Origin of the sequence: Actinomadura sp. BRA 177 (assembly GCF_013372625.1) — a bacterium.
Lineage (GTDB): Bacteria > Actinomycetota > Actinomycetes > Streptosporangiales > Streptosporangiaceae > Spirillospora.
On record NZ_JABXFD010000288.1, the window covers coordinates 1 to 6,121 of the forward strand.

Below are 6,121 nucleotides of genomic sequence, written 5' to 3' on the forward strand. Positions count from 1 at the left end.
TGTCCGGGCCGCCCCGCCACCGGCGGGACGGCCCGGACAGCGCGCCGCCGAGCGTCCCGGCGACGCCGCATCCGCCGGTGAGCAGCAGCGCGGTCTCGGTGTTCACCGCCGCCGCGGCGACGACGAGCAGCGGCCCGGCGGTGAAGATGATCTGCTGGGCGGCGGCGTCGAGCGCGTAGGCGGCGTCGACCTGCTCCGGGCCGTCCAGGACGTCCGGCCAGAGCGCGCGCAGCCCGGCCTCCAGCGGCGGGGTGGCGAACCCGGCCAGGACGACGGCGGCCACGGCGACGGGCAGCGGACGGGCGCCGACGATGGCGAGCAGCACGAAGCCCGCGGCGGCGGCGCAGGCGGCGGGCAGCAGGACGGGCGGCTGGCCGTAGCGGTCCATCACCCGGCCGAGGACGGGCTGCCCGGCGGCGGTCGCCAGGCCGAAGATCGCGGCGAGGGTCCCGGCGAGCGGGTAGCCGCCGCCGTCGGCCCGGACGTGCAGGACGACGGCGAGCATGCCCATCCCGTTGGGCAGCCGGCCGAGCAGCGTGCCGCCGAGCAGCCGCGCCGCGTACGGCCTGCGCAGGAAGACGACGTAGCCGCGCATTTCAGATGGCCCCCGAAGATCTTCGTCATACGTACTACTCGACGGGTCATACGTACCACTTCCGAGGCGCCTCGCTCTAGTCTGTTCTTCGTCACACTGTCCGTCGAAGGTCCGCGCAGGGAGGCCGGGTGCCGGCGATCAGCCGTCCCACCAGCAAGGACGTGGCCCAGGAGGCGGGGGTCTCGCAGTCCACGGTCTCCCTCGTGCTGGGCGGCAAATGGAGCGGGCGCGTCTCCCCCGCCACCGCGCGCAGCGTCCGCGACGCGGCCGAGCGGCTCGGCTACCGGCCCAACCAGGCGGCTCGCAACCTGCGGCTCGGCACCACCCGGACCGTCCTGCTGATGGTCCCGACCCTGTCCGCGCCGTTCTTCGGCCCCGTCTACACGGGCGCGGCGCGGGTCGCGGCCCAGCACGGCTTCGGCGTGGTCGTCTCCACCTGGCCGGACGACGCCGCTGGCCCCGCCGACAGCCCGTTCGGGTCGGACGAGGCGATCGACGGGATCCTCGCGTCCTCGATGCCCGTGGACGCGCTCGGCCGCTTCCGCGAGACGCCCGCCGTGATGCTCGACAGCGGCCCGGACGGCGGCGTGCCCACGGTCGACTTCGGCGTCGCCGACGGGATGCGGGCGATCGCCGATCACCTCGCCGGCCTCGGCCACCGCCGGTTCGGGCACGTGGCCGCCGCCGTCGACCAGTGGACGTTCCACGCCCGCGCCGAGGCCCTCGCCGCCGCCGTCGCGGCCCTGCCCGGCGGCGTCCTGACCCGCGGCACGTGCGCGATCGAGGTCACGTCCGCGAAGGACGCCGCCTTACGGCTGCTGTCCGGCCCGCAGCCGCCGACCGCGCTGGTCTGCGACGACGACCTGATCGCGGCGGGCGCCTACAAGGCGGCGCGGGCGCTCGGCCTGGACGTCCCGTCCGCCCTGTCGGTCACGGGGTTCGACGACGTGCTGCTGGCGACGGCTCTCGAACCCGAACTCACGACCGTCCGCCTGCCGGCGGAGGAACTGGGCGCCCAGGGCATGACGGCGCTCTTGGACCTGCTGGAGGGCCGCCGCCCCGCCCCACGCGTCCTGCACGGCGAACTCGTCGTCCGCGACTCCACGGCCCGCCCGCGAACCGGCTGAGCACGCCGGGCTCCCTCATCTTTCGCAAAACCGGGGTATAAGGGGGCGCATGGGATCCCAGCCGTCCAAAGCCGATATCGACGGGCATCAGGCGGGCCCCGGACCGGCGAAGACCCGGGCATGGCGCGGCGGCGAGATCCTGGCGGAGGACTTCCCGGTCGCGGAGGTGAGCGACTACCTGGCGCGCCACGACGTCGTCGTGTGGGTCGACCTGTGCGCGCCGAACCACGAGGACCTGCGCGTCATCAGCGACGAACTCGGGCTGGACCCCGTCGCGGTGGAGGACGCGGTGTCCCGGCACGAGCGGGCGAAGCTCGACCGGTACCACGGGTACGCGTTCCTCAACGTCTACGTCCCGCATGTGGACGGCGGCGAGATGATCATGCACGAGCTGTCGGCGTTCATCGCCGAGCGCGCGCTGGTCACCGTCCGGCAGGAGCACGGTTTCGACGTCGGCGCCCTGATCCGGCGCTGGGACCAGAGCCCGGACTCGGGCACCGGCGAGCCGACCGCCGCGTTCCTGCTGTACGGGATGCTCGACCTGGTCGTCGACCTGCAGCTGGCGGCCGTGCAGGCGCTCGACGACGAGGCCGACGCGGTCGAGGACCTGGTCTTCGGCGACGCGTTCCCGGTGAAGGAGATCCAGCGGCGCAGCTACCGGCTGCGCAAGAACCTGGCCGCGCTGCGGCGGGTCGCGGCGCCGATGCGGGAGGTGCTGAACACGCTGCTCCGCCGCGACCTGCGGCTCGTCCCGGCGCCGCTCGTCCCCTACTTCCAGGACGTCTACGACCACACGCTCCGCGTCGGCGAGTGGACGGACGCCCTGCGCGACCTCGTCGCCGACCTGCTCGACACGCGGCTGGCGCTGCAGAGCAACCGGATGAACGAGGTGATGAAGAAGGTCACGAGCTGGGCCGCGATCATCGCCGTGCCGACGGCCGTCACCGGGTTCTACGGGATGAACGTCCCCTATCCGGGCTTCTCGGAGCACGACGGCTTCATCACCAGCCTGGTCATCATCGTCGTCTGCAGCACCGTCCTCTACGCGATCTTCAAGATCCGCGACTGGCTGTGAGCCCGCACATAAGCGCACGCCAGAGCGCATGCATATGAGAACTCATATCGTTCGTCGACCAATATCAATATTGGACATGAGCTTCCCGGCTCTGATCTGCTCACCCGCATGGCCAAACACGCTCCCCTCTACGGAACGCTCGCCGTCGTCCTGGCCGTCTCCGGCTGCGGCACGGACACGAGAACCACGACACCGCAGAGCAACACGTCCCAGATCACCCAGTCGCAAGCGGACGTGACGAAGCAACTGGACCGCCTGGAACGCACCCACCACGCGCGCATCGGCGCCTACGCGATCGACACCGGCACCGGCCGTTCCGTCTCGCACCGGGCGGACGAGACGTTCCCGTTCGCGTCCACCTTCAAGGCGATGGCGTGCGGCGCCGTCCTGCGGAAGGCGCGCCGCACCGCTCCCGGCCTGCTCGACAGGGTGATCCACTACACGAAGGACGACCTGGTCGACTACTCCCCGGTCACCGAGAAGCACGTGGACACCGGCATGACGGTCACCGACCTGTGCCACGCGGCGATCACCCAGAGCGACAACACCGCCGGGAACCTCGTGCTGAAGCAGATCGGCGGGCCCGCCGGCCTCACCGCCTTCCTCCGCTCGCTCGGCGACCGGGTCAGCCGCAGCGACCGCTGGGAGACGGCACTCAACGACTGGAAGCCGGGCGAGAAGCGCGACACCACCGCCCCGCGCCCGTGGGCGAACGACCTGCGCGCGCTCACCACCGGCGACGCGCTCGTCCCGGCCGACCGCAAGCGCCTCATCGGCTGGATGAAGGCGACGGTGACCGGCGACAAGCGCATCCGCGCCGGCCTCCCCAAGAGCTGGACGGTCGGCGACAAGACCGGCACCGGCGGCACCTACGGCACCGCCAACGACATCGCGATCGCCTACCCGAAGTCCGGCGCCCCGCTGATCATCGTGATCACCACGAACAAGCGGAAGCCGGACGCCGAAGCCGACGACAAGGCCATCGCCCGAACCGCCACCATCCTCACACAAGCCCTAGTCCGCTAACGGCAGCCTCAAGGCACACGTCCTTAAGCCCAACCGGCGACGACCTCAGCGTTGCGATCGCGTCCGAAGGCTCGGCCGGGGGCGGAGGCGCGAGCTTGCGAGAACCTGATCGCGCAGCGAGCCGCTAGGCGAGTCGGATGCGATGCCAGCGATCGCCGCGTTTCTCGACGATGGAGGGCCGCCAGGCCCGAAGGAGGAGAGAAACGCAATCAATACAGCGACTTGAGGAATTTCGCGGCGATCGGGGCGGCGGCCTCGGCACCGGTGCCGCCGCCTTCGACGATGACGGCGAAGGCGATGTCCTTGCGGTAGCCGATGAACCAGGCGTGGGTGGGCGGATTCTTGCCCGAGCCGAACTCGGCGGTGCCGGTCTTGCCGGCCGTGCCGGACGGGAAGCCGGCGCCGGACGCGGTGCCCTCGCTGACGACGGCGGGCATCAGGGAGTGCAGGGCCTTCTCGACGGCGGGCTCCAGCTTCTTCGGCGGCTCCGGCTTGCGGCCGCCGGCGTCGGCGGCCCGGCCCGCGAGGGCGGCGTCGACCAGGCGGGGCGACCGCCAGGTCCCGTCGGCCGCGGCGGCGGCGACGCTCGCCATGTTGAGCGGGCTGGTCAGCACCTTGCCCTGCCCGAAGGACGCGGACGCGAACGCGGTGTCGTCCTTGGTGGCGGGGAACGCGGCCCGGACGGCGGGGAGCCCGGCAATGATCGGGACGTTGAACCCGAACTGGGCCGCGACCTGCGCGAGCCGCTGCTCGCCCAGCTTGTCCACGGCGAGCCGCGCGAACGTGGTGTTGCAGGAGTGCGCGAACGCCTCGCGGAACGGGATCGTGCCGAAGTCCTCGTGCTGGTAGTTGTGGAACGACCGGCCGCCGACGTTGGTGGTGGCGGGGCAGCCGACCTTCGTGGACGGGGACACGCCGCCCGCGACGAGCGCGGCGGCGGTGACGACCTTGAACGTGGAGCCGGGCGGGTACTGGCCCATCAGCGCCCGGTTGTAGCCGCCGGGCTTGTTCGCGACGGCGAGGATCTCGCCGGTGGACGGCCGCAGCGCCACCATCGACGCGGGCTTCTTCGCGTCGCCGAGGGCGTTGCCCGCGGCGGCCTGCGTCTTCGGGTCGATGGTCGTCTTCACCGGGTTGTTCTCGGCGTCCACGATCTGGACGGTGAGGGCGGGCGTGCCGGCGAGGCGGCGCTCGTACTGCTTCTGCAGGCCGTCCGCACCGGCGGGGTCGTCCTTCTGGTACGGGGCGCCGAGCTCCTTCGCGGCCTTCTCGGACGCCGGTCCGACCGGTCCGGCGAGCTGCCGCGCGGACCCGGACGGCGAGGCGCTCAGGTTGCTGCCGTCCGCCGCGAGGATCGCCGCGCGGTCGGGCCAGGCGCGGGCCGCGCGCAGCCGCTGCCCCTCCGTGAGCGTCGGGTAGATCAGCTCCGGCGACCAGCGGACGAGCCACTTACCGTCGCGCTCGACGAGCGGGAGCGAGCCCTCGTACGTCCACTTCCGGTCACCGGCGAGGGTCAGCTCGGCGGTGTAGGAGCCGCCCGCCTTGCCGCCGTCGGCGTCCCCGACCGAGGCGACGGTGTAGCGCTGCGCGGTGAGGCCGAGGTCGTCCCGCAGCCGGGTGAACCGCTGGTCGAAGTCGCCGGGTGGACGGTCGGTCAGCGCCTTCATCGCGGCGGTGTCGCCGCTGCTCCAGGCCGCGAGGAAGCTCTTCGCGGCGTCCTCCGGATCCTCTCCGTCGCGCAGGAACCACACCGTTCCGGCTCCGATGACGAGCACCGCCACCGCGACGGCGGCGACGGTCAGCACACGGGATCGGCGCATCGTCGATCTCCTTCCCCCTGATATGGAGGCACAAGAACATCAGGCGCCGCCCGGAAAGTCCAAGATTGATATCAATGTACCAGTAATAGCGGAATTGATATCGTTACTGGTCGTGAACCTGACCGGGCATCTGCGCTGCTTCGTCGTGGTCGCCGAAGAACTCCACTTCGGCCGCGCGGCGGAGCGGCTCGGCATGGCCCAGCCGCCGCTCAGCCAGCGGATCCAGCGGCTGGAGCGGGAGCTCGGCGTGCGCCTGTTCGACCGGTCCAGCCGGAAGGTGGAGCTGACCGCGCCCGGCCGGCTGCTGCTGGACGAGGCCCGTGACATCCTCGCCCGCGTGGACCGCATCTACTCCGTCGCCGAGCGCGCCAGGCTCGGCGAGGTCGGCACGGTGCGCGCGGGCCTGCCGAGCGACCTCGGCGGCCGGGTCGTCGCCGCGCTGATCGCGGCGTTCCGGGCGCGCCGCCCCGACCTGCGG

Annotated in this window: 6 protein-coding genes; 4 read left to right on the top strand and 2 right to left on the bottom strand. The window is 72.0% G+C overall.

The window, feature by feature from the left end; all coding sequences use genetic code 11:
* Positions 1-595 (bottom strand): MFS transporter (locus tag HUX53_RS13245; protein ID WP_176403479.1); only part of this gene is annotated, 595 nt, incomplete at its 3' end.
* A 128-nt stretch (positions 596-723) separates the two neighbouring features.
* Here HUX53_RS13245 and HUX53_RS13250 point away from each other — a divergent pair.
* The 3 genes from HUX53_RS13250 to bla all read left to right on the top strand — a co-directional run bounded on the left by HUX53_RS13250 (position 724) and on the right by bla (position 3,823).
* Positions 724-1,722: a LacI family DNA-binding transcriptional regulator gene (locus tag HUX53_RS13250; RefSeq protein ID WP_176403480.1), complete on the top strand. Its 999-nt coding sequence runs from the start codon at positions 724-726 to the stop codon at positions 1,720-1,722.
* Between the two features lie 49 nt (positions 1,723-1,771).
* Positions 1,772-2,797, top strand: coding sequence for a magnesium transporter CorA family protein (locus tag HUX53_RS13255; RefSeq protein WP_176403481.1), 1,026 nt, complete (start codon positions 1,772-1,774; stop codon positions 2,795-2,797).
* A 108-nt stretch (positions 2,798-2,905) separates the two neighbouring features.
* On the top strand, positions 2,906-3,823 hold the full coding sequence (bla, locus tag HUX53_RS13260; RefSeq protein WP_176403482.1) for a class A beta-lactamase: 918 nt from the start codon (positions 2,906-2,908) through the stop codon (positions 3,821-3,823).
* Positions 3,824-4,032: 209 nt separating this feature from the next.
* Here bla and HUX53_RS13265 read toward each other — a convergent pair whose 3' ends face one another.
* Positions 4,033-5,643, bottom strand: a complete 1,611-nt coding sequence (locus HUX53_RS13265) for a penicillin-binding transpeptidase domain-containing protein (RefSeq protein ID WP_176403483.1) — start codon at positions 5,641-5,643, stop codon at positions 4,033-4,035.
* Positions 5,644-5,755: 112 nt separating this feature from the next.
* On the opposite strand from HUX53_RS13265, the gene HUX53_RS13270 reads away from it, so the two are divergent.
* Positions 5,756-6,121 (top strand): LysR family transcriptional regulator (locus tag HUX53_RS13270; RefSeq protein ID WP_176403484.1); only part of this gene is annotated, 366 nt, incomplete at its 3' end.

What these genes read in the sequence shown, in the direction of transcription:
- HUX53_RS13265 (WP_176403483.1), bottom strand. Translation starts at nt 5,643, where the DNA reads ATGCGCCGATCCCGTGTGCTGACCGTCGCCGCCGTCGCGGTGGCGGTG.
- bla (WP_176403482.1), top strand. Translation starts at nt 2,906, where the DNA reads ATGGCCAAACACGCTCCCCTCTACGGAACGCTCGCCGTCGTCCTGGCC.
- HUX53_RS13255 (WP_176403481.1), top strand. Translation starts at nt 1,772, where the DNA reads ATGGGATCCCAGCCGTCCAAAGCCGATATCGACGGGCATCAGGCGGGC.